The following is a 22,015-nucleotide window of genomic DNA, read 5'->3' as shown; positions in this document are numbered from 1 at the left end:
GCTCCGAGGGGCGGTTACGGCTGCTTCCCGCGCCCGGCGGCCCGGATGTCACGTTCCGGGCCCCGCCGTCCGTCGCATCGGTACCCGGTGAACGCCACCGGAGCACGACGTACGCCGTACGACCTCGGAGGTGGCCCCATGGCCCGCATCTCGCTCACCCCTCGCCGCACGCCGTTCTTCCGGATCATGGAGTGGTACTCCCGGCGCACCTACGGCAAGGTCCTCGACCCCGGCAAGGCCCTGGCCCACCACCCGCGTGCCCTGTGGTCCTACCTCCGCTTCGAGCAGAGCCTGGCGAAGTGGAACAAGCTGGACGAGGGCCTCAAGCAGCTGGCCGTGATGGCGTCGTCCGCCTCGATCGGCTGCTCCTGGTGCATGGACTTCGGGTTCTGGGAGTCGCACAGGCGCGGCATGGACGCGCACAAGCTGCACGACGTCCCCGCCTGGCGCGACAGCGACGCGTACACCCCGCTGGAGCGGGACGTGATGGAGTACGCGGAGGCGATGAGCGCGACCCCGCCGACCGTCGACGACGACCTCGCCGAGCGGCTGCGCACCCGCCTCGGCGAGCCCGCCTTCGTCGAGCTGACCTCGATGGTCGCCATGGAGAACTACCGCTCGCGCTTCAACTCCGCGCTCGGCCTCACCAGCCAGGGCTTCAAGGACTCCTGCGACCTGCGGGACGCGCCGCGTCAGGCCGCCGGGTGAACGAACGCCGATTCGGGCGGGGCACGCGCGCGTGGGTAGGGTGCACCGCGTGACAGGAGTGCGGCTGAGCGTGGCGGAGCGGCGGGCGGAACTCCTCGCCGCCACCGTCGAACAGATCGAGGCGCGAGGAGTCACCGCCGTGCGCATCGCCGATGTCGCCGCGTCCCTCGGAGTGAGCAACGCGCTGGTCCTGTACCACTTCTCGTCCAAGGAGCGGCTCGTCGCCGCGGCCTTCGAGCACGCGGCGCAGGCCGACCTGGCGCGACTGCGCGGGATACTCACCCGCCGCACCTCCGCGCTGCGCAGGCTGCGCGCGGCCGTGCGCTGGTACGCGCCGACCGGGCAGGCCAAGGGCTGGCGACTGTGGATCGAGGGCTGGTCGGCCGCGCTGCGGGAGCCTGCGCTGCGGGCGGTCACGCGCGACCTGGACCAGCAGTGGAAGGCCGCGCTCGCCGAGGTCATCGAGCAGGGCACGGCCACGGGCGAGTTCCGCTGCGCGGACCCCGAGGGCGCGGCCCTGCGGCTCACCGCGCTGCTCGACGGGCTCGCCGTGCAGATGACCGCGTACGACGGCGCGGTGTCCCGCGCCAGGACGCGGGCCTGGGCCGACGCGGCGCTCGCCCGCGAACTGGGCCTGTCGGAGGACGACTTGCGGGCGGCGTAGCCCCAGGGGCCCTCGTCGGCTAACGCAGTTCGAACACCGCCGTCACCGAGACCTCGTCCTGGACCTGCCCCGGCGCCAGCGGCACGCCCTCCTTGGCGAACGCGGCGACCGGCATCGGCACCGGCCGGGGGCGCCCGCCGTCACTCTCGTCGAGCGAGACCAGTCGGCCGAGGCGGCGCCCGGAGAGCTTGGCGTACTGCGCGGCCTTGTCACGGGCGTCCTGGTACGCCCGGTCGCGCGCCGCGGCCCGCAGCGCGCCCGCGTCCGCGACGTCGAACGCCACCGAGTGGACGCGCCCCGCGTCACCGGCCGCGTCCACGACCGCCTGGATCACCGCGCCCGTCCTGTCGATGGCACGGACCTTGATCGAGAACACCTGCGACGCCTGGTAGCCGGTGAGCTTCGCCGTCCCGTCCTCGTCCTGGTGGACGGCGGAGAGCGAGAGGCCCTCCGTGGTGACGTCCTTGTCGGCCACGCCCGCCTTGCGGACGGCGGCGAGCAGCGCTTCCGCCGCCGAGTTCTGCGCGGCCAGCGCCTTGTCGGCGGTCTTCTCGGTGACCTCCACGCCCGCGCTGAGCACGGCCAGGTCGGGCGCGGCGGACGCGCTGCCCGCGCCGGTCACGGTGACCGTGGCGGGGGCCGGGGCGACGGCGGGTGCGACGGTCGTCGCGGGGCGGGCGTGCGCGGCGACGGCCGGCGCGGCGGGCAGCCCGAGTGCGGCGAGCGCCACGGCGACGGTGCTGAGGGAACGTACTGCGTGCATACGGGGGTTCCTTCCGGCTCTCCGCCCCTCCAGGGGCGGTTCGCGGTCATCCCAGCACCGGCGCCCCCGGCCGCGCCCGCGCCACTCCGCCCTGTCACCTCACCGGTCCAGTACCGGCCGTCGGTTGCGCGCCCCGCCTCAGTACAGACCCGTGGTGTCCTCCCGGTAGGTGTTGTCGAGGATGTCGTCGAGGAAGGTCCCGAACCCCGCCTCCAGGCGCAGGCCGCCGCCCGGCTCGTAGGCGAACAGGCCGGGACAGACGCGGTCGTCGAGCGTGCTGTCCACGAACAGGGCGTACGAGAAGCGGTCGGGCTTGGCCCCGCCGCTCGGCGGCTGGCGCACCACACGGTGGGCCACCGCGGCCACCGGCGTCGCGGTGTGCCGCATCAGGATCTCCATCGCACAGCCGAAGTTGACGATGAAGGTGCCGGGAATCGGGTCGATGGGGCACCAGTCGCCGTCCCTGTCCACTTCGAGACCGCGCTCGGTGGACCGCAGGACCGTCACCCAGCCGGAGTCCTTGTGGATGTTCAGGCCGCGCGCGGCGACCTCGGGACGGAAGTGGTTGAAGGTCAGGGTGTGGGTGCCGTGCGGGGTCAGGCTGTGCCCGGTGGCCTCCTCCCACAGCTCACGCGGCAGGTCGAGGCGGGCGAGCACCGCACGCTGGACGGCGAGCGCGAAGTCACGCATGCGCTCGGCCTGCTGGACGAGCGCGGCCGGATAGACCCGGTCCCACCATGCCTTCTCCAGGAAGAACTGTTCGGTCTGGTCGGCGTCGCGGCAGAAGTAGCCCTGGTGTCGGCCGAGTTGCTCCGAGGTCCACCGGTGGAATCCGCGGTAGGGGTCCCGCGGCCCGTCCCCGGCTCCTCCTCCCTCCAGGTAGAAGGAGCGCGCGAAGCGGTCCCCCGCCGACAGTTCGGTCCCGGCGGGCTGCCGCACGTAGAAGAAGCCGTCCTTCAGCGCGCGCCGCAGTCCGTCGGCGGCGGTGAAGTGCAGCTGTCCGCCGCGCAGTTCGGCCAGCTGCCAGCCCCGCAGGGCGGCGGCGGAGATCTGTCCTGCTGCCGTGCTCATACGCGGGAGTGGAATGCGTAGCCGAGCTTGCCCGCCTTCTCCACCGAGAAGTCGCGGAAGCTCTGGTACTCGCGCAGTCTCCCCCCGGTGTCGTACTGGTAAAGCGACATGTCGTAGCGGGGGCCCATGTAGACCGTGAAGGAGGAGCGGTCCGGAACGCCCGCGTCCGGGCGCAGCTCCGGCACGCGGTGGTAGACGGCGGTCACGGGCCTCGGCAGCTTCCTGGTCAGGACCCGGAAGGCGTCGCCGAGGTTGACGGTGAAGTGCCCGGGGCGCTCGCGCACCGGCAGCCAGCGGCCCTCGTGGAGGATCTCGTAGCCGGGCTGGTCGGTGCAGATCGTGGTGATGAACCCGCTGTCGGAGTGCTCGACGATCCCGGCGCGGTCGCTCAGGCCCGCACGGTAGTGATTGACCGTCGTGTAGCACAGGCCGGTGTCCTGGCGGGCGCCGCCGGTGATGAGGTCGCGGTCGCCCTCGGGCACGCCCGCCGTATCGAACACTCCGTAGAGGACGTCCAGGGTCAGCTGCCGCATCCGCCGCAGCACCTCGGTGACGTCGTCCGGCAGGTACTCCTGCCACAGGAAGCTTTCGAGCTGGAGCTGTTCGACCTGGTCGGGCCGGTCCTCGTAGCCCAGCTTGGAGGCCGCGTGGCCGTGTTCGCGGTGGCCTCGGTGACGGTCGCCCGGCCGTCCGGTCGCCGGCTGGTAGAAGCTGCGGCAGAAGGCGAGGCCCGCGCTCACGTCGAGGTCGTCGGGGACCGCCACGTTGAACGCGCCGAGGTCGAGCGCGCGTTCGGCGTCGGCCGGTGAGGCGAACCGCAGGGTGCCCCCTTCGTCGACCTCGGCCGCGGGGAGGGTGAGGGTGTCCTTCGTCATGGTGCGACGCTCCTGTCTCGGTCGGTTCCCAAAGATCCCGAAGGTCCCGAAGGTGCGGTGCCGGTGCCTGCCGTGGTGCCCGTGCCTCGGCTACAGCGCGCCGTCGTCGTCATACGTCCGTGTCACCTCCTGGGCGGCGAAGTCCGCGACCGACTGCACGGGGTGCGCCCTGCCCTCGTCGAGCCGGTAGACGGTGCCGTCGAGTGCGGAGTCGAGGAACGTCACGTACGAGATGCGGTCGGGCCTGCCCTCGGGGCGTTCGGTGGAGACCACGCCGTGCACGTTCGCGCGCACCGGCCGGGGCAGGGCGGAGGTGAGCACCTCGAGCGAGCTGCCGAAGTTCACGATGAAGCAGCCGGGTTCGGGGTTCACGGCCCCCAGCTCCCCGTCGATGAGCGCGAGCAGGCCCGGCTCGGTGGAGCGCAGTACGGTCACCCACCCCGAGTCGCGGTGGAACTTGCACCCTCGGGTCGCCTTGCGCGAGCGGAAGTGGTTGAAGGCGAGCATCTGGTGTCCGCCGTGGTCGGAGAGGCCGCCGGACACCTCGTTCCACAGGTGCGGCGGGACGTCCACGTGCCGCAGGACCGCGCGGAGGACGTCGATGCCGAGGCCGGTCATCCGGTGTCCGAGGGCCGCGACCTCGGACGGCAGCAGCGGCCAGTTGCCCTTCTCTATGTAGAAGTTCTCCCACTGGTCGTGCTCTCGGTCGAAGTAGCCCTGGTAGTCGCCGGGCACGTGGGTGTCACGGAAGCCCCGGTAGCGGTCGAGGGCGTCGCCCGCCGGGTCCTCGTGGAAGTGTGCGGCGAACCGGTCCCCGGCGTCGGTGTCGAGCCCTTCGGGGATGCGCAGCAGAAAGAACCCCATGGCCAGGGCGCGGTCGAAGCCTCCTTCGCGTTCGAAGAGCAGTTCGTCGCCGTCGATCCTGGAGCGTTCGAGGTCGACCGCGGGGTAGGCGGTCCTCGCCTGCCGTTCGCCCGGCATCGGCGGCAGGCTGACCGGGGGTCTTGCGGTGTCGGGGTGGAAGAGGGCCCGTGCCGTACGGGAGTTGGGGGTGGTCATGGGGTCGGCTCCCTCCGGGTCGCGGGATCGCGCGCCACGTCTGCGTCGGGCCGGATCGTGATGGTTCCGGGGCTTGCGGGGCGCGGCATGGAGGCGTGGTGCTTCAGGCGGAGGTCGACGCCCCGCGTGGCGACCGTGTAGTGGCCGTACAGCTCCGCGAGGACCACGGACTGCATCCGCACCGAGAAGAGGCGGCCGGGGCATTTGCGGGGGTTCCGGTCGGCGTTGACCATGCTGAACGAGTTGATCTCGTAGCGGCCTCGGGAGAGCAGCGAGGAGACCGTCTCCCGGTCGGTGCGGACGATGGCCTCGATGTTGGCGGGGGCGAAGCGGCACGGCTCGGGGAAGACGGCGGGATCGCGGTTGGCCTGCCGCCGGTCCAGCCACATCATGGTGCCCGCGGGCACGGTCACCGCCGCGCCCTCGTGGTGCAGGGTGAAGGGTTCGGTCGTACGGCGCCACAGGGCGCTGGGATTGCTGCCGCCCAGGCGTACGGCCTCCAAGACCGCGAGGTCGATCACGGACGGCGACGCGGTCGCGCGCGGGCACCCCGCCCCGCCGCCGCGCCTGGCCTCCGCCACCACGGCCGCCTTGACCTCGGGCGTCGCCTCCACGTAGCCGATCGCCCAGGTCAGGCTGAGCGCCGTCGTGTCGTACGTGGCGACGATGACGGTGCCGAGTTCCTTGATCCGCGCAGCATCGAGTGCGGCGACGGAGGCGCGGGTGAACGGCAGGCCCCACAGCACGAAGTGACGCCGGATCATGTTGGATTCGGGCGCGGCGTCCAGGGCGTCGAAGTTGGCCGTCAGGAGGTCGCGCACGAAGGGCACGATGACGTCGAACTCGCGCATCGCCGCCGGGTTGTCGTTGCTGATGACGTCGGACGCGAGGTCGAAGAAGCCGCGCACCACACGGCCGTACTCGGCGGAGTCCAGGTAGTCGGGCAGCGGCCGCTGGGTGAGGTCGAGGACACCGGGGATCAGGCTGTCCACGTACGCCGTCAGGGACAGCGCGAAGTCGTCGAGCGGGACGGCGCGACCCGCCGCACGGCCGAGGTGCTCGGCCGCGTGCCGACGGACGGCGGGCTCGATCCGCTCGACGAACTTGGCATTGCCCAGGGACCGTTCGACCGCGGCCCGCTTCGCGGGGCGGTCCGGATGGTCGTGCGGCATGGAGCCCATGAAGTCGCCGAACAGTTCGCGGTTGGCGTCGGTGGAGGGCGCCAGGACGTCGTCGCCGACGAGGGCCTCGTTGGTGATCTGGTAGAGGGCCAGCTTCTCCCCCATCCAGAACGTGCACAGGCCGCCGTTCTCCTCGGCGCGGGCGCTGATGCCACTGGCACGGAAGTAGTGCGACGCGGGCTCGCCGCGCACCACGGTCGACTCGTGGAACGCGGGGGCGTGGCCGTGCAGCCGACTCGGACCTTCGTGGTGGGCGACGACGCCGGGGAAGGGAGCACCGGGGCCTTGCGGCAGGGCGATGGTCCCGGCGGCCCGGCGCAGGGCGCGGGGACGGTCGGCGGAGACGCTCATGACGAACCGCCGATGCCGAAGTCGGCGTGCCGGTCGGACCAGGTGCGTTCGTTGAACTCGCGCAGGAAGTCCTCGGAGCTGCGCACCGCGGCGGCCGTGCCGTCCTCGCGCACCTGGTAGAGGTCACCCGTGGCGGGCGGGTTGGCGAAGGCGGCGAAGGAGAAGCGGTCCGCGGCGCCAGGGGCCGGGGTGCACTGCCGCACGTGGTGCAGGATCGCCCGCACCGGGCGATCGAGTGCGGCGGTGAGCAGTTCGAAGGCGCCGCCGAAGTTCACCACGAAGTGGCCCGGCACGGGGTCGACGGGCACCCAGGCACCGTCGACGGACGCTTCGAGGCCGGGCTCCTCGTTGTAGAGCACGGTCACGAATCCGGTGTCCTTGTGCGGGGCACAGCCCGGCTGGACCCGCTCGGGACGGTAGTGGTTCGCCGCGAACCAGTGGGTGCCGAGGCCGTCGACGGCGCCGCCGGTGATCTCGCTCCACAGCGAGGAGGCGATGCCGAGTTCGGTCATCGCCTCGCGCAGTACGAGCAGCGTCAGGGCGCTCATCTGCTCGGTCATGGCGCGGAGTTCGGGCGGGAAGTGCCGGTCGCGCCCGGGGCCGTCGATGAGCAGGTGCTCGGTCTGGAAGTGCTCCCGGTCGAAGTAGACGCCCGTCAGGTCCTTGAAGCCTCGGTACGCCCGGGTCGCCGCCGTCCCGTCGTCGGGCGCACGGTGGAACTCGCGGCACAGGGTGATGCCGGGGGCCGGATCGAACCCGGCGGGGATGGCGAGCAGGAAGCAACCGTCGCGCAGCGCGCGGGACAAGCCGTCGGCCGCGTCGAAGCACAGGCCGGTGGCCGTGACGCCGGCGCGCTGGAGGGTCATGGTCGCGGCGCTCATCGGCGTGCGCCCTTCGCGGCGACCGGCGCATCGGTACCCGCGTAGATCTCGTAGTCGTTCTCGTCGATGAGTTCGCGCGAGCCGCAGACGCGTTCCAGACCCCTGCCGCGTACGTAGCGGTAGATGCCCTCGTCCTCGCCGGGCAGGCAGCCGCTCGAGCTGAAGTGCCCGAAGCTGGACCGGTCCTCCTGTTGGCGGGCGACCCTGTGCATGATGGCGGCGACGGGCATGCGGCTTCCGGCGGTCAGGATCTCCATGGACAGGCCGAAGTTGACGATGAGGCAGTCCGGATGGGCGGGGACGGTCTCCCAGTGGTCCTCGCGGCTGACCTCGAGGCCCGGGGCGGTCGTCCGCAGGATGGTGAGGAACCCGTCGTCCTTGTGGGAGCTGAGCCCGATGTCCTCGTGCGCGGGCCGGTAGTGGTTGAACGTCAGGTGGTACGAGCCCGCGCACTGCGAGCAGCCGCCGGTCGCCCGCCGCCAGTCCTCCTCGGGAATGCCCACCTCGGCGAGGACGGAACGCAGCACCTGCCGCGAGAGCCGGGTGAGCGCCTCGCCGAGTGCGGCGATCTCCGGCGGGTAGTCGGCGGCCCAGAACCGGCGCTCCAGGAGGAACTGCTCGATCTGGTTGATCCGTTGGTGGAAGCCGAGCAGCGGATCACCGAAGCGGTCGCTGCCGATGTCCCGGAACCGGCCGTACGGCGTCGCGGCGGGTCCTTCGTAGAACTGCCGCGCGAACGCGTCACCCGCCGACACATCGAGTTCGGGCGGGATCTCCAGGAGGAAGACGCCGTCCCGGAAAGCCCGGTTGCGCACCCCGGAATCTCCGAAGTCAAGGGTCCCGTCGACTATGCGGGCCCTTTCGAGGTGGGCGTCACCGAGGGCGGGATTGTCGGGAGACCGCTTCGCGTACACGTCTCGGTATATCTTTCCCCGACGGATCTCGGGGATCGGATATCGAGCTTCGGCTGCCATCTCACCGGCCTTTCAGATGGAGGGACACCACGACGAGGTCACGCAGCTCTTCAGGGGCTCCGGGATGCTGACCCTTGGCTATCTCGGACAAGGTGCTGAACGATCCGGGGTAGACCATGACGGGCAGCCCCTGCTCCTTGAGGCAGGCGAAGACGGCGAACTCTTCCAGAAAGTAGTCGCTGGACATGCGGATGCGCTTTTCCAGGTCGGCCGCACTGACTCCTTCGGCCCGCTTCCGGTGATAGGCGTGGCCGAACGATTCCACCGAGGAGCGAAACTCTTCGTTCTCGTCGAAGAAGGCGAGGAGTTTATTGTGAAACTGGGCATACTCTTCCCTCTTCTGCACGTCATTGCAGCTCAGGAAGGTGAAGTCGGTACTCTCTCGGTACTCGTCGAAGACCTGGCCCGCGCCCTCCACAAAGCTCCTGCCGAGCGCAAGAGCCCTTTCAAGGGCGCACTCGGGCGTCATTCCCTGAGTCGACTGCAGGGTGAGCCTGTGAATACTGTCGCCGACGAGCACGGTGCACCTGCTGAATCTCCGGGAGATCCACTTGACCATGCTCGTGAGTTTGGCAGTGGTGAAGTTGCTGTTCTCTAGGCTGACGCCGAGAAAACATGTATCGCGCCGTTCGAAGGTGTTCCTGCTCGATTCCGGGGAAACCGACGCGATCTCCGCCTTGTAACGCGTCCTGCGGGTGGGCGCTATCCGTGGTATCGGAGCAGCGATCCCCTGCGCATCTAACGACATCACATCCGCCTGGGTCCATGGGGGGAGGTACAGGAATGGCATTCGTCTGCCGCATGAAATTACTAACAGGAAGTTGAAGCAGCGGCCAATACCCCGGGGTTGGATTCAAGCCGCACCGCCAAGGAACCGAACCCTTCAGGGTTTTCACAGCAACTGACCAGGAAGCCAGTCCGTGTAGACACCATGAACCCGACCGTTCGGTACGGAAGGTCACCACTCGGCTGCACTGCGTGCGCGGCCCCGCCGGGCACCGGGCGGCACAGGCATCCGCATATCACTCAACGCCCCTCGCTGAGCAGGGAGTTGCCGATGGGGAGGCAAGTGCGCGCGGCGCCACCCGCACGGGCCGAGAGCACCGCGAAACGACCGAAGAGCGGACCGGCGTCCGCCCCGCCCGTGATGGCTCAATGCTTTCCCCGGGCCCGACAAGCCGCTCTCCGGGGACGTGTTGGCAAGCACCTCCACGTCCGTTACGGTGATCTCGTCTCCACCGCTCATCGAGCGCCGGACCTGTCGTCGAACGAGGACCTGCGAGGGCGACCTTCGCAACCGGCCCCGCCGACATGGCACTTCGAGACCTCTCCCGTTCTCCCCACCTCTCCAGCAGCGGCGCTCCGTATCCGGAAGCGCTCTTCGGCTGCGCCCTCTCCCCCGCCACCGGCACCGTCTCTACCGCCGCACGCCCGTGCGACGGCGATCAGGCCCGTCCGGCAGGGGCGGCCGCGAGGAGAAGTGGGCAATCGTGAGCGAGGGCACGACCGTGAGGAAGGGCACCGGCGGCGCGACGCCGCCGCCCTTCGCCGCCCGGCGATGGGCGCTGATCGCCATGTCCGTGGGCGTGTTCTGCATCCAGCTCGACTCGTTCGGCCTGAACCTCGCGCTGCCGAGGATCGGCCGCGACGTGGACGCGGGCGGCGCCGGTCTCCAGTGGGTGATCAGCGCCTACCTGCTCTCGACCGGCACGCTGATGCTGGGAACGGGCAGACTCGGCGACCTGTTCGGCCGTCGGCGACTCCTCGTCGCGGGTCTCTCCGTGTTCGGCGCGGCCTCGCTGGCCTGCGCGCTCGCGCCGACCCTGCCCGTCCTCGTGGGCGCCCGCGTCGCCCAGGGCGCGGGCGCCGCCATGATCATGCCGGTGGGCCTCTCCCTGCTGACCAACGTCTACCCGGCCGAGCTGCGCGGCCGCGCCACGGGCTGGGCCCTCGGCATCGGCGGCATCGCCACCGCCTGCGGTCCCTTCGTCGGCGGCGCCCTGACCGAGACGGTGTCCTGGCGGGCGATCTTCTGGCTCAACGTCCCTCTCGCCGCGCTCGGCGCGCTCTGCGCCGCGCGCACCGCCGAGAGCTTCGACGCCAGCGCGCCCCGCACCGTCGACTGGAGCGGACTGCTCAGTGCCACGGCCGCGCTCGCGGCACTCAGCGTCGTCATCGACCGCGGACCCCACTGGCCGTGGCCCGCCATTCTGGCGGGCGCGGCCGTCACGGCGAGCCTGCTGGCCCTCTTCGTACGACGTGAACGGTCCGCCGCCAACCCGCTGGTGCAGCTCACGCTCTTCCGCAACGGGCCGTACATGGCGCTCACGCTCGCCGGCGCCGCCGCTAACACGACGACGGTGATGTTCCTGTTCGTCGTACCCCTGACGCTCCAGGGCCAGTGGGACCTGTCGGTCGTCGTCGCGGGCACCGCGTTCCTCGCCCCCGCCCTCGCCATGGCCGTTGCCGGGCCGCTCGCCGGGCGGGTGCCGCCGCGTGCCGCGGTCCGGCTGATGACGGCCTGCCTGTGCGCGGGAGCGCTGGTGCTCGGCTGCCTCGCCCTGACCTCGTCCCTCACGCTGTACGTCGCCGTCGCCACGGTGGGCGGCGCGGTCCTCGGAGTGGCCAACTCCCTGACGCTCATCGCCACTCAGGGGGTCATCCGCCCCGAGCGGGCCGGTGAGGCGTCCGGAGTCACCAAGACGGTCATCACCGTGGCCGCGGGGCTCGGTGTCGGCCTGGCCGGAGCCGTCACCGACCAGGACCACGGCGTGGGGTCGGAGACGGCCGCCGACACGGCCCTGCTGATCACCGCGTCGGGCTGTCTGGTCGCGTGCCTGGTCCTGGTGGCATGGATCAGGACGCGGGAGGACCGGTGACTCCGCGGTCACCGCGCAGCACGAAGGCGCCCTCCCGGGGAAGGACGCCTTCGGTGTCGGCAGAGTCGCGCTCCTGTCCTCAGGAGGCTTCAAGAGGACTCAGGAGGCCGCCTCGATGTGCATCTTGATGGTGTGCGGGTTGCGGAAGCCCTTCGCCTCCACGTGGTCCCCGGAGCTCTCGCCCCGGATGCGCCGCCCGATCCACGGCACCAGGTACTCGCGCGCCCAGTGGATGTCGTCGCGCCGCACCTCCAGCGTGCCGCGCGGCGGCAGCGGCGGCCATGCCTGGTCCGGGTCGGCGGGCACCTCCAGGCCGAGCACCTGTCCGGCGCGCAGCGCCACGCGCGTGTGCCCCTCGGCGGAGAGGTGCAGGCGGTCGCCGTCCCAGGCGCGGCGGTCCTGGACGGTCTTGAGGGACCAGAGGTCGAGCACGGGGCAGCCGTACCGGTCGGCGATCGCGCGCACGTGCATGTTGTACGTGGCGATCTTGCCGCGCAGGTGCTTGAGGAGGGCCACGCCCCGGGTGTCGAAGCCCGTGGTCACCATGACGGTGCCGACGGCCGACGAGAGGTCCGCGACGGCCCGCTCGAACCGCTCGGCGACCTCGTCGGGGTCGGTGCCGGGACGGATGATGTCGTTGCCCCCGGCGCAGAAGGTCACCAGGTCGGGGGCGAGCTCCTTGGCACGCGGCAGCTGGTCCTCGACGATCTGGTCGAGGAGCTTCCCGCGTACGGCGAGGTTGGCGTACCGGAAGGTGTGTTCCGGCACCCGGTCGTCCAGCAGGACGGCGAGACGGTCGGCCCACCCGACGAACGTGCCGTCGGGGCCCGGGTCGCCCACCCCTTCCGTGAAGCTGTCGCCGACCGCTGCGTAGGAGTTGAATACGCCGTTGTTGATGGGGTGATTGATGAAGGATGTCGACTCTGCGCTCACAAAGTCACATCTTTCACCTCTCTAAGTGACCTACGCCACCGTAGGGAGGGGTTGACGGAGCGTGAGATAAGCCACCGGTCAAGTTTCCGCCAAGCCGGAATAAGGACGGGGCCGCGCGCCGTCAGACCCTCCGCAGCCGGAACACCCCGGCGTCCAGGTCCCCTCGGAGGCCGGTGAGCAGCCCACGCCGCAACAGGACTCCGCCCCGGTAGGTCTCCCCCGTGTCCCGGCACTCGTAGAGCGCCGCCGGGTCGAGCCCGCGCAGCCGCAGCGGCGCCTGCTCCTCGCCGTACGACTGCGACGGCAGCCAGGCGAGGACCACGGCATGGTCGCCGAGCACGTACTGCACGGCGCTCAGGCCCCCGTCCCAGGGGCGCAGCCGGTACAGGTCGCCGAGTTGCACCAAGGGCCTGATCTCCTTGTACAGATCCACCCATTCGCGTGCTTCGGCGAGTTCGCCCTCGTCCCACCGGGTGAGGTCGCCGCCGATCCCGAGCACCCCGGCCATGGCGCTGACGAACCGGAAGCGCAGCGAGCTGACCCGGTCGTTGAGCTGGACGTTGGGGCTGTCGGTGACCCAGGCGGCCATCACGCGCGCGGGGTGCAGCTGACTGAAGCCGTGCTGGATGGCGAGCCGGTCCAGGGGGTCGGTGTTGTCGGAGATCCACACCTGGTCGGTCCTGGCGAGGATGCCGAGGTCGACGCGGCCCCCGCCGCCCGAGCAGGACTCGAAGGACACCGTGGGGTGCGCGGCCCGCAGCCGGTCGACGAGGTCGTAGAGGTGCTGCGGGTGGGCCCACCACAGCTCCGGCAGATCGGCGTCGCCCGGCCGCCCGGCATCGGTGAAGCTCCGGTTGAAGTCCCACTTCACATAGTCGATGGGCGCGCTGGAGAGCAGCCCGTCGAGCTGTTTCCACAGGTACGCGCGTACGTCCGCGCGCGTGAGATCGAGCACCAGCTGGTTGCGGAACTCGGTACGGGCACGGCCGGGTTGGTGCTGCACCCAGTCGGGGTGTGCGCGGTAGAGGTCGCTGTCGGGGTTGACCATCTCCGGCTCCACCCAGATCCCGAACCGCATGCCGAGCCGGTGCACCTCGTCGGCCAGGGGCCCCAGCCCTTCGGGGAAGCGGTCGGGGTTCGGCGTCCAGTCGCCGAGCCCCGTCCGGTCGTCGACGCGGCCGCCGAACCACGCGTCGTCGACGACGAACAGCTCGACGCCGAGGTCCGCGGCCCGGTGCGCGAGCGCCCGCTGCTGCTCCTCGGAGATGTCGAAGCCGGTGGCCTCCCAGGAGTTGTAGAGCACCGGACGGACCGTCCGCGCGTCCGGGATCACGTGCGCGCGCTGGTAGGCGTGCCAGGCCCGGCTCGCACCGCCGAAGCCCGCGCCGCTCCACAGACCGGCGAAGACGGGGGTGACGATCGCCGTGCCGGGCCGCAGGACGGTGACCCCGGCGTCGTCGTGGCCCATGCCGCCGGTGATCTGTACGGCGCCGTCGGGCAGTTGGCGCACGGTGATCCGCCAGGACCCCGACCAGGCGAGGGCGCAGCTGTAGACCTCGCCGCTCTCCTCGCTCGCGCCCTCCGCGTCGAGCGCGACCCAGGGCAGATGGGCGTGACCGGTGTGCCCGCGCCTGCTGCCGATGGTCTGCTCGCCGTACGTGAGGTCGCCGCGCGTCAGGCGTGACTCGGCACCCCACCGGCCGTGCAGCTGCGAGAGCCGCCAGCGCTCGCGGCGCGGCAGCGTCCAGGTCGCCGAGTCCGCGCGCAGCACTTCCAGCGGCCGGGTGCGGTGGTCCCCCTCGTGGGTGAGGATCACGAACCGCTCGACGACATCGCCGCGCAGCCGGTGGACGAGGCTGATCGCGAGGTGGTGCAGGGGGTCCTCGAAGTGCAGCTGGAGTTCCTCGTCGAGCGCGGCCGATGCGGTGTGGCGCCACTCGGTGCCGCGCACCCGCTCGTCGCGGACGGACAGCGCGGGCCGTACGAAGCGGCGGCCGCCCTCCACCGGATACTCCTCGCGCCCGTCGAGCCACGACTCGAAGCCGCGCTCCGGAGGCGGTGGCTCGGCGGCCAGGGCCTCGGCGTCGGCCAGGGCGATGCGTGCGCCCCAGTACAGGTGCACCAGCTCGTCGCGGTCCGTGAGCCGCAGGGCGTAGCTGCTGGTGGGGCCCGAGAGCAGCCAGGTGCGGCCGTCCGTACCGATCTCGATCATCAAGCCCCCACCGACCCGGTTCCACGGTCCGCGCCGGCACGCGCGCGTGGGCACATCCTGGTGGGCGCTTCGCCGCCGGGGCAACGCCCGCGCAGGGGTGATTGCCTCAGGAACCCATGTCGTATCGTCGGAAGACGCGTCCACCGGCGAGCCGCGCCGGCAGCAGAGTCCGAGGAGAGCCCGTGACCCAGCAGGTCCCGTCGACAGAGCCCGAGCTTGCCGGAGTGCGCAACTTCCGTGACGTGGGCGGGCTGCCGACCGTGGACGGCCGCCGCGTACGCCCCGGCAGGCTCTTCCGCAGTGGTCACCTGGCACACGCGACCGAGGCCGACGCCGTCTTCCTCGGCTCGCTGGGACTGCACACGATCTTCGACTTCCGCAACGCCGCCGACCAGCGCCTGGAGGGCCCCGACGTCGCGCTGCCCGGCGTGCGCAACGTGAACCTGCCGCTCACCGACCCGGCCGACGGCGCCGAGTTCTGGAAGATGGTCCGCGACGGCGAGCTGGACCAGCTGCGCTCGGTCCTCGCCGACGGCAAGGCCGCGGACCGCATGTCGTCCTCGTACCGCGCGATCATCAAGCAGCGCACCGCCGAGCACAGCCAGGTGCTGCACGCGCTCGCCGAGGACAGCGTGCCCGCCCTGATGCACTGCGCGGCGGGCAAGGACCGCGCGGGGCTCTCCATAGCCGTGACGCTGCTTGCCGTCGGCGTCGAGCGCGATGCCATCGAGGCGGACTACCTGGAGTCGAACGCGGCGCACCGGCGCTACCGCGTGCAGCGTGCCACCGACGCCCCCGGCGGGATGTCCCCCGAGGTCATGGAGCTGCTCAGCCCGCTCTTCGACGCCCGTGCCGAGTATCTGGCGGCGGCCTTCGCGACGATCGACGAGACCTGGGGCACCGTGGACGCCTACCTCGCCGACGGCCTCAAGGTGACCCCGGCGACCCGTGAGCGGCTCCGCGAGCGCCTGCTCGACTGACCGGGCTACTGGTTCTGCGCGCCCAGCTCGAACAGCAGGTAGATGAAGGCCGCGAAGATGTGGCCCACCGCCACATAGATGATCAGCCGGACCCAGAGCGCCCTCGGGAACTTCTCCTCCAGGCGCATCGCCTTCTTGGCGGGCTGTTCGGGCTGCTCGGCCTCGACAGGTTCCTGCGGTGCGGATTCCGTCATGTCGACTCTCCCTGAGTGGGGCCCCCGAGGCACAGCGCGGTGGCGGGGCTCTGCAGCAGTGTGTGGACGAAGAGGAGATCGGCGCCGTCCCGGTCGGCGGCGGCGATCCGGTGCGGGGTCAGCGAGTCGAAGTGCGCGCTGTCCCCGGGCCCGAGGAGGTGCGCGGTGTCCCCGAGGCGCAGCCGCAGCCGCCCGGTGAGGACGTACAGCCACTCCTCACCGGGGTGGACGCGCACGATGTCGCCCTGCGCCCCGTACGGGACGTGCACGCGCAGCGCCTGCATGCCCCGGCCGGGGGCGCCCGCCTGCCAGTAGGTCCAGCCGCCCGCGCGGGTCGGCTCCATGGCGGCCGCGCGCACGATCGAGTCCCGGTCGGCGACCGTCTCGCCGAGGAGCTCGGAGACCGTCGTACCGTAGATACGCGCGAGCGCGAGCAGCATGGGCAGCGAGGGCTGGCGCTGCCCGGTCTCCAGACGGGACAGATGGGCGGGCGAGAGTCCGGCGGTGCGGGCCGCGGCCTCCAGGGTGAGCGACGCGCGGCGGCGCAGCTCACGCAGCTGGGGCGCGACGGCGGGCAGTGCCTCGTCCGCCGGGGACGGCTCGGCGGGCGGCTCTCCGTCCGCGCGGGACGGCTCGGCGGGCCCCAGGGGCTCGGCTTGGCTCATGGTCCGATTGAGCCAGAGCCTTGCCTCTCGGGCAACTTTCTTGCCCGAGAGGCAAAATCCTCAGGAGTGCGCCGTCACGTCACCGGTTCGCGACCGCCTGCTTCACCAGTGTCTTGCCGAAGTCCCACATCAGACCGCCCCCGCTGTGCGCGTCGTCCATCACGGCGGTGAACGCCTCGACGAAGCGGTCCACCTCCGCCTCGCCGACGGTCAGCGGCGGGATCAGCTTGATCACCTCCAGGTGATCGCCGGACACCTGGGTGAGGATGCGGTGCTTCTGCAGCAGCGGTACGACCACCATCTGCGCGAAGAGCCCCTTGCGGGCGGCCTGGAGCATCGTCCAACGACCGCGCAGCTTCAGCGACTTGGGCCTGCCGAACTCGATGCCGACCATGAGCCCCCGGCCGCGCACCTCGCTCAGCAGCTCATAGCGCTCCACCAGGGCCGCGAGCCGCGTCTTGAGCAGCTCCCCGGTCACCCGGGCGTTCTCGACGACCTTCTCGTCCTCCATCACGGACAGGACGGCGAGTCCCGCCGCCATGGCCTGCGCGTTGGACCCGAAGCTCGCCGAGTGCACGAGCACCCGGTCCATCGAGGAGTAGACCTTCTTGAAGATCCAGTCCTTGCCGAGGGTCGCGCCGACCGGCACGTAGCCGCCCGACAGCGCCTTGGCGACACAGAGCAGATCGGGCTCGACGCCCTCCTCGTGCTGATAGGCGTAGAAGTCGCCGGTCCTGCCGAGGCCCGTCTGCACCTCGTCGGCGATCAGCAGCGCCTTGTGCTGGTGGAGCAGCTCCTGGGCGGCGCGCAGATAGCCGGGCGGCGTCTCGTGCACCCCCTTGCCCTGGATGGGCTCGACGATGAGAGCGGCGACGTCGCCCTTCTTCAGCTCCTTGCGCAGCGCGTCCAGGTCGCCGAGCGACACGGCGGTGTCGGGCAGCAGCGGCGCGAAGCCGTCGCGGAAGCCGCCCTCGCCGTTGACGGAGAGCGATCCGGTGGTCAGCCCGTGGAAGGCGTGCGCGCAGTAGAGCACCCTCGGCCTGCCGGTGGCGTACCGGGCGAACTTCAGCGCCGTCTCGACCGCTTCGGTGCCGCTGTTGCCGAAGAACACCCGGTCCAGGTGCGGGCTGTGCGTGAGCAGCCGCTCGGCGAGCAGCCCCGGCAGCGGCTGGCAGTCGAAGCGGGTGAGGTCGGCGAGCGAGGCGTCGAGGACGTCGTGCAGCGCCTTGCGTACGACGGGGTGGTGCCTGCCGAGGCCCATCACCCCGAAGCCCGCGAGCATGTCGAGGTAGTCGTTGCCGTCCGCGTCCCAGAAGTACGCGCCCTCGGCCCGCTCGTAGACCTTGTCGAAGCCGATGGTGTGCAGCATGCGCGGCAGTTGGTGGTTGAGGTGCCGCGCGTGCAGTTCGTACCGCTCGGCGCCCCGCTCGGCGAGGAGTCTGCCGAGGTCGAACTCCTTGGCACCGCGTTCCTCCGTGCCGAACTCCTTGGTCATGCGCTGTGCTCCTTGCCTGGACCCTGCTCCCCCGTGCTCTCCTTGGCCGCCAGTGTGGCGCTGATCCGCCCCGCGATCTCGACCGGCGTGAGCCCGAGGTCCGCGAGCACCTCGCCGCGCTTGGCGTGCGCGAGGAACTGCTCGGGGATCCCGAACCTCCGTACCGGTACGTCCACTTCGGCCTCGCCGAGCGCGAGCGCGACCGCGGCGCCGACACCGGCGGAGCGGCTGTTGTCCTCGACGACCGCCACGACGCGGTGGCGCGCGGCGAGCCCCGGCAGCTCCGCGTCGACCGGCTTGACCCAGCGCGGGTCCACCACGGTGCAGCGCAGACCGCCCGCCCCGAGCAGCTCGGCGGCCTGGAGGCAGACCGGCGCCATCACGCCGACGGCGACCAACAGCACGTCGGCGTCGTCCTCCTGGAGCAGGATGTCCATCCCGCCGAGCCGGTCGACGGCCGGGATCGCGGGTCCCACCGACTCCTTGGGGAAGCGGAGCAGGGTCGGCGCGTCGTCCACGGTGACCGCCTCCCGCAGCTGGAGCCGCAGTTGGTCGGCGTCGCGCGGCGCCGCGATCCGCAGGCCCGGTACGACCTGGAGGATCGACATGTCCCACATGCCGTTGTGCGAGGCGCCGTCGACGCCGGTCACACCGGCCCTGTCGAGGACGAAGGTCACGCCGCACTTGTGCAGCGCCACGTCCATCAGGAGCTGGTCGAAGGCCCGGTTGAGGAAGGTCGCGTAGACCGCGACCACGGGATGCAGGCCGCCCGTCGCCAGTCCGGCCGCCGACACCGCGGCGTGCTGCTCGGCGATGCCGACGTCCCACACGCGGTCCGGGTACGCCTCGGCGAACTTGGTCAGGCCGACGGGCCCCAGCATCGCCGCGGTGATGGCGACCACGTCGTCGCGTTCGGCACCGATGCGGACGATCTCGTCCCCGAACACCGAGGTCCAGGAGGGTCCGTTGGACGGCGCGAGCGGTTCGCAGGTGAGCGGGTCCATGACGCCGACGGTGTGGAAGCGGTCGGCCTCGTCCGCGAGCGCGGGCTCGTAGCCGCGCCCCTTCTCGGTCAGGCAGTGGATCAGGACGGGCCCGTGGAAGCGTTTCGCGCGTCGCAGCGCCGACTCGACGGCCCCGATGTCGTGCCCGTCGATCGGCCCGACGTACTTGAGCCCCAGGTCCTCGAACATGCCCTGCGGCGCGAAGGCGTCCTTGAAGCCCTTCTTGGCGCCGTGCAGCGATTCGTAGAGCGTGCGCCCGACCACGGGGGTGCGCTGGAGTATGTCCTTGCCCCAGGCGAGCACCTGCTCGTAGCTGTCCGTCGTACGGAGCGTGGCGAGGTGGTTGGCGAGGCCGCCGATGGTCGGGGCGTAGGAGCGCTCGTTGTCGTTGACGACGATGATCAGCGGCCGGTCCTTGGCGGCGGCGATGTTGTTCAGCGCCTCCCAGGCCATGCCGCCGGTCAGCGCGCCGTCGCCGATGACGGCGACGACGTGGCCGCGCTCGCCGAGCACCTGGCGCGCCTTGGCGAGGCCGTCGGCCCAGCCGAGCGCGGTGGAGGCGTGACTGTTCTCGACGATGTCGTGCTCGGACTCCTCGCGCGAGGGGTAACCGGAGAGGCCGCCCTTGCCGCGCAGCTTGGAGAAGTCCTGCCGCCCCGTCAGGAGCTTGTGCACGTAGCTCTGGTGGCCGGTGTCCCACACGAGCCGGTCGACCGGCGACTCGAAGACCCGGTGCAGGGCGATGGAGAGCTCCACCACGCCCAGGTTGGGTCCGAGGTGCCCGCCGGTCCTGGCGACCGCGTGCACCAGGAACTCCCGGATCTCCTCTGCCAGTTCGTCGAGCTCCGCCTCGGACAGCGCCTTCAGATCGCGCGGCCCCCGAATGGTGTCCAGAATGGTCATGCTCGGGCCCCCTCTCCGGTTGTTCTCAGCTCACGGTGACGTCGGGCACCCCTGACGGGATGCCGTCGTCCTCCATCTGCGCGGCGATCTTCATCGCCTCTTCGATGAGGGTCTCGACGATCTTCGACTCGGGAACGGTCTTGATGACCTCGCCCTTCACGAAGATCTGCCCCTTGCCATTGCCCGACGCGACCCCGAGGTCCGCCTCACGAGCCTCACCGGGACCGTTGACCACACACCCCATGACCGCCACCCGCAACGGCACCTCCATGCCGTCCAGACCCGCGGTCACCTCTTCGGCCAGCTTGTACACATCCACCTGCGCCCGCCCGCACGACGGACACGACACGATCTCCAGACGCCGCTGGCGGAGATTGAGGGACTCCAGGATCTGGATGCCGACCTTGACCTCTTCGGCGGGCGGCGCGGACAGCGAGACACGGATCGTGTCGCCGATGCCCTCGCTCAACAGCGCACCGAACGCCACCGCCGACTTGATCGTGCCCTGGAAGGCGGGACCCGCCTCCGTCACCCCCAGGTGCAACGGATAGTCACACGCCGCCGCCAACTGCCGGTAGGCATTCACCATCACCACCGGATCGTTGTGCTTCACCGAGATCTTGATGTCCCGGAAACCGTGCTCCTCGAAGAGCGACGCCTCCCAGAGCGCCGACTCCACCAGAGCCTCCGGCGTCGCCTTGCCGTACTTCTTCAACAACCGCGCGTCCAACGACCCCGCGTTGACCCCGATCCGAATCGGCGTCCCCGCCGCCGAAGCCGCCTTCGCGATCTCCTTGACCTTGTCGTCGAACTGCTTGATGTTCCCCGGATTCACCCGCACCGCCGCACACCCGGCATCAATCGCCGCGAACACGTACTTCGGCTGGAAGTGAATGTCCGCGATCACCGGGATCTGCGACTTCCGCGCGATCGTGGCCAACGCGTCCGCGTCATCCTGCGTCGGACACGCCACCCGCACGATCTGGCAGCCCGACGCGGTCAGCTCCGCGATCTGCTGCAGGGTCGCACCGATGTCCGACGTACGCGTCGTCGTCATCGACTGCACCGAGATCGGCGCACCGCCCCCCACGGCCACCGGTCCGACCTCGATGCGCCGCGAGACGCGGCGCTCCGAGACGGGTCGGACCGGCAGCTCGGGAAGCCCCAAAGAGACGGGCTCTCCGGAGGTCACGACGTCACCCGCGGTTTCCGGAGACCGTCTCGCGCGCCGCGCGGATGGACTCCTTCAGGGAGCCCATGGTGGCGAGGACGGCGGTCGGCTCGTAGCCGCAGTGGGCCATGCAGTTGGCGCAGCGCGGGTCCTTGCCGCGGCCGTACTTGCTCCAGTCGGTCTCCTCGATGAGCTCCTTGTACGTGGGGACGTACCCGTCGCTCATCAGGTAGCAGGGGCGCTGCCAGCCGAAGAGCGAGTAGTTCGGGATCGCCCACGCGGTGCACGGGAAGTCCGCCTTGCCCTCCAGGAAGTCCAGGAAGAGCGGCGAGTGGTTCAGGCGCCAGCGCCGCCTGTTGCCGCCCGCGAAGGCCTTCTTGAAGAGTTCACGGGTCTGCTCCACGCCCAGGAAGTGCTCCTGGTCCGGCGCCTTCTCGTAGGCGTAGGCGGGCGACAGCATCATCTCGTCGACCTCCAGCTCGTCATTGAGGTAGTTGAGGACCTCGATGATGTTCTGCGGAGTGTCGTTGCTGAAGAAGGTCGAGTTGGTGGTGACGCGGAAACCGCGCTTCTTGGCCTCCTTGATGGCCGCCACCGCCTCGTCGAACACGCCCTCCTTCGCGACGGATTCGTCGTGCCTCTCCCGCATTCCGTCGATGTGCACGGCGAACGCGAAGTACGGCGAAGGCGTGAACTTCTCCAGCTTCTTGCGCAGCAGCATCGCGTTGGTGCACAGGAAGACGTATTTCTTCTTCGCCACCAACTGCCGGACGATCTCGTCCATGTGAGGGTGCATCAGCGGTTCGCCACCGGCGATGGACACCATCGGCGCACCGGATTCGAGCACGGCACCCACGGCCTGGGCCACCGGCATGCGCTGCTTGAGCACCCCGGCGGGGTGCTGGATCTTGCCGCATCCCTCGCACGCGAGGTTGCATGCGAAGAGCGGCTCCAACTCCACAATCAGCGGGAACTTCTCCCGCTTGCGCAGCTTCTGTTCAAAGAGATACGTCGCGACCTTGATGGTCTGGCGCAGCGGCATGGCCATCTGG

Annotated in this window: 20 protein-coding genes; 4 read left to right on the top strand and 16 right to left on the bottom strand. The window is 70.6% G+C overall.

Annotated elements, in window-relative coordinates; all coding sequences use genetic code 11:
- The first annotated feature begins 138 nt into the window (after positions 1 to 138).
- Both KY5_RS36235 and KY5_RS36230 read left to right on the top strand, forming a co-directional pair.
- Positions 139 to 708, top strand: coding sequence for a carboxymuconolactone decarboxylase family protein (locus tag KY5_RS36235; RefSeq protein WP_098246173.1), 570 nt, complete (start codon positions 139 to 141; stop codon positions 706 to 708).
- A gap of 49 nt (positions 709 to 757) precedes the next feature.
- Complete coding sequence (locus KY5_RS36230) at positions 758 to 1,372, top strand: TetR/AcrR family transcriptional regulator (protein WP_098246172.1); 615 nt, start codon at positions 758 to 760, stop codon at positions 1,370 to 1,372.
- A 19-nt stretch (positions 1,373 to 1,391) separates the two neighbouring features.
- Here the strand turns inward: KY5_RS36230 and KY5_RS36225 are convergent, their stop codons facing one another.
- From KY5_RS36225 to KY5_RS36190, 8 genes are all read right to left on the bottom strand, one after another.
- On the bottom strand, positions 1,392 to 2,135 hold the full coding sequence (locus tag KY5_RS36225; RefSeq protein WP_098246171.1) for an SIMPL domain-containing protein: 744 nt from the start codon (positions 2,133 to 2,135) through the stop codon (positions 1,392 to 1,394).
- 138 nt (positions 2,136 to 2,273) lie between these two features.
- Complete coding sequence (locus KY5_RS36220) at positions 2,274 to 3,206, bottom strand: 2OG-Fe(II) oxygenase family protein (protein ID WP_098246170.1); 933 nt, start codon at positions 3,204 to 3,206, stop codon at positions 2,274 to 2,276.
- Complete coding sequence (locus KY5_RS36215; protein ID WP_098246169.1) at positions 3,203 to 4,081, bottom strand: 2OG-Fe(II) oxygenase family protein; 879 nt, start codon at positions 4,079 to 4,081, stop codon at positions 3,203 to 3,205. Before KY5_RS36215 ends, KY5_RS36220 begins: the two co-directional genes overlap by 4 nt.
- A gap of 90 nt (positions 4,082 to 4,171) precedes the next feature.
- A complete protein-coding gene (locus KY5_RS36210) occupies positions 4,172 to 5,140 on the bottom strand; it encodes a 2OG-Fe(II) oxygenase family protein (protein ID WP_199843395.1) in 969 nt (322 codons plus the stop codon).
- The gene (locus tag KY5_RS36205; RefSeq protein WP_098246168.1) at positions 5,137 to 6,672 is read right to left on the bottom strand and encodes a cytochrome P450; all 1,536 of its coding nucleotides are present in this window, start codon (positions 6,670 to 6,672) and stop codon (positions 5,137 to 5,139) included. Before KY5_RS36205 ends, KY5_RS36210 begins: the two co-directional genes overlap by 4 nt.
- Entirely contained in the window at positions 6,669 to 7,553 is an 885-nt protein-coding gene (locus KY5_RS36200; RefSeq protein ID WP_098246167.1) for a 2OG-Fe(II) oxygenase family protein, read from the bottom strand. Before KY5_RS36200 ends, KY5_RS36205 begins: the two co-directional genes overlap by 4 nt.
- The gene (locus tag KY5_RS36195; RefSeq protein WP_234363026.1) at positions 7,550 to 8,467 is read right to left on the bottom strand and encodes a 2OG-Fe(II) oxygenase family protein; all 918 of its coding nucleotides are present in this window, start codon (positions 8,465 to 8,467) and stop codon (positions 7,550 to 7,552) included. Before KY5_RS36195 ends, KY5_RS36200 begins: the two co-directional genes overlap by 4 nt.
- Positions 8,468 to 8,528: 61 nt before the next feature.
- Entirely contained in the window at positions 8,529 to 9,275 is a 747-nt protein-coding gene (locus KY5_RS36190) for a tRNA-dependent cyclodipeptide synthase (protein ID WP_098247711.1), read from the bottom strand.
- Positions 9,276 to 10,017: 742 nt separating this feature from the next.
- Between KY5_RS36190 and KY5_RS36185 the strand changes: the two genes are divergently transcribed.
- Positions 10,018 to 11,406 carry an MFS transporter gene (locus KY5_RS36185; protein ID WP_234363025.1) on the top strand — a complete coding sequence of 463 codons (1,389 nt, stop codon included), beginning with the start codon at positions 10,018 to 10,020 and terminating at the stop codon, positions 11,404 to 11,406.
- Positions 11,407 to 11,505: 99 nt separating this feature from the next.
- Here the strand turns inward: KY5_RS36185 and KY5_RS36180 are convergent, their stop codons facing one another.
- Together KY5_RS36180 and KY5_RS36175 are read right to left on the bottom strand one after the other, a co-directional pair.
- Complete coding sequence (locus KY5_RS36180) at positions 11,506 to 12,339, bottom strand: SGNH/GDSL hydrolase family protein (protein ID WP_234363024.1); 834 nt, start codon at positions 12,337 to 12,339, stop codon at positions 11,506 to 11,508.
- A 121-nt stretch (positions 12,340 to 12,460) separates the two neighbouring features.
- Positions 12,461 to 14,551: an alpha-galactosidase gene (locus tag KY5_RS36175; RefSeq protein WP_098246165.1), complete on the bottom strand. Its 2,091-nt coding sequence runs from the start codon at positions 14,549 to 14,551 to the stop codon at positions 12,461 to 12,463.
- Between the two features lie 182 nt (positions 14,552 to 14,733).
- Between KY5_RS36175 and KY5_RS36170 the strand changes: the two genes are divergently transcribed.
- Positions 14,734 to 15,531 (top strand): tyrosine-protein phosphatase, encoded by a 798-nt coding sequence (locus KY5_RS36170; protein WP_098246164.1) that lies wholly within the window; start codon positions 14,734 to 14,736, stop codon positions 15,529 to 15,531.
- 5 nt (positions 15,532 to 15,536) lie between these two features.
- Here KY5_RS36170 and KY5_RS36165 read toward each other — a convergent pair whose 3' ends face one another.
- The 6 genes from KY5_RS36165 to hpnH all read right to left on the bottom strand — a co-directional run bounded on the left by KY5_RS36165 (position 15,537) and on the right by hpnH (position 22,011).
- A complete protein-coding gene (locus tag KY5_RS36165) occupies positions 15,537 to 15,659 on the bottom strand; it encodes a DUF6126 family protein (protein WP_055545828.1) in 123 nt (40 codons plus the stop codon).
- Positions 15,660 to 15,721: 62 nt separating this feature from the next.
- Positions 15,722 to 16,390, bottom strand: coding sequence for a helix-turn-helix domain-containing protein (locus KY5_RS36160; RefSeq protein ID WP_098246163.1), 669 nt, complete (start codon positions 16,388 to 16,390; stop codon positions 15,722 to 15,724).
- 79 nt (positions 16,391 to 16,469) lie between these two features.
- Positions 16,470 to 17,885 (bottom strand): aspartate aminotransferase family protein, encoded by a 1,416-nt coding sequence (locus KY5_RS36155; protein WP_098246162.1) that lies wholly within the window; start codon positions 17,883 to 17,885, stop codon positions 16,470 to 16,472.
- Positions 17,882 to 19,792: a 1-deoxy-D-xylulose-5-phosphate synthase gene (gene dxs / locus KY5_RS36150; protein ID WP_098246161.1), complete on the bottom strand. Its 1,911-nt coding sequence runs from the start codon at positions 19,790 to 19,792 to the stop codon at positions 17,882 to 17,884. The genes KY5_RS36155 and dxs overlap by 4 nt, the downstream gene beginning before the upstream one ends.
- Before the next feature lie 25 nt (positions 19,793 to 19,817).
- The gene (gene ispG, locus KY5_RS36145) at positions 19,818 to 20,984 is read right to left on the bottom strand and encodes a flavodoxin-dependent (E)-4-hydroxy-3-methylbut-2-enyl-diphosphate synthase (protein WP_098246160.1); all 1,167 of its coding nucleotides are present in this window, start codon (positions 20,982 to 20,984) and stop codon (positions 19,818 to 19,820) included.
- A 4-nt stretch (positions 20,985 to 20,988) separates the two neighbouring features.
- A complete protein-coding gene (gene hpnH / locus KY5_RS36140; protein WP_098246159.1) occupies positions 20,989 to 22,011 on the bottom strand; it encodes an adenosyl-hopene transferase HpnH in 1,023 nt (340 codons plus the stop codon).
- Between the last annotated feature and the right edge of the window lie 4 nt (positions 22,012 to 22,015).

Source organism: Streptomyces formicae (assembly GCF_002556545.1).
GTDB classification, from domain to species: Bacteria; Actinomycetota; Actinomycetes; order Streptomycetales; family Streptomycetaceae; genus Streptomyces; species Streptomyces formicae_A.
This window is presented reverse-complemented; position numbering and strand designations above follow the sequence as displayed.

Coding starts and splice junctions, on each gene's coding strand:
- KY5_RS36200 (WP_098246167.1), bottom strand. CDS start 7,553: ATGAGCGCCGCGACCATGACCCTCCAGCGCGCCGGCGTCACGGCCACC.
- KY5_RS36235 (WP_098246173.1), top strand. CDS start 139: ATGGCCCGCATCTCGCTCACCCCTCGCCGCACGCCGTTCTTCCGGATC.
- dxs (WP_098246161.1), bottom strand. CDS start 19,792: ATGACCATTCTGGACACCATTCGGGGGCCGCGCGATCTGAAGGCGCTG.
- KY5_RS36190 (WP_098247711.1), bottom strand. CDS start 9,275: ATGTCGTTAGATGCGCAGGGGATCGCTGCTCCGATACCACGGATAGCG.
- KY5_RS36155 (WP_098246162.1), bottom strand. CDS start 17,885: ATGACCAAGGAGTTCGGCACGGAGGAACGCGGTGCCAAGGAGTTCGAC.
- KY5_RS36225 (WP_098246171.1), bottom strand. CDS start 2,135: ATGCACGCAGTACGTTCCCTCAGCACCGTCGCCGTGGCGCTCGCCGCA.
- KY5_RS36175 (WP_098246165.1), bottom strand. CDS start 14,551: ATGATCGAGATCGGTACGGACGGCCGCACCTGGCTGCTCTCGGGCCCC.
- KY5_RS36165 (WP_055545828.1), bottom strand. CDS start 15,659: ATGCGCCTGGAGGAGAAGTTCCCGAGGGCGCTCTGGGTCCGGCTGATC.
- KY5_RS36215 (WP_098246169.1), bottom strand. CDS start 4,081: ATGACGAAGGACACCCTCACCCTCCCCGCGGCCGAGGTCGACGAAGGG.
- KY5_RS36220 (WP_098246170.1), bottom strand. CDS start 3,206: ATGAGCACGGCAGCAGGACAGATCTCCGCCGCCGCCCTGCGGGGCTGG.
- KY5_RS36160 (WP_098246163.1), bottom strand. CDS start 16,390: ATGAGCCAAGCCGAGCCCCTGGGGCCCGCCGAGCCGTCCCGCGCGGAC.
- KY5_RS36210 (WP_199843395.1), bottom strand. CDS start 5,140: ATGACCACCCCCAACTCCCGTACGGCACGGGCCCTCTTCCACCCCGAC.
- KY5_RS36205 (WP_098246168.1), bottom strand. CDS start 6,672: ATGAGCGTCTCCGCCGACCGTCCCCGCGCCCTGCGCCGGGCCGCCGGG.
- hpnH (WP_098246159.1), bottom strand. CDS start 22,011: ATGGCCATGCCGCTGCGCCAGACCATCAAGGTCGCGACGTATCTCTTT.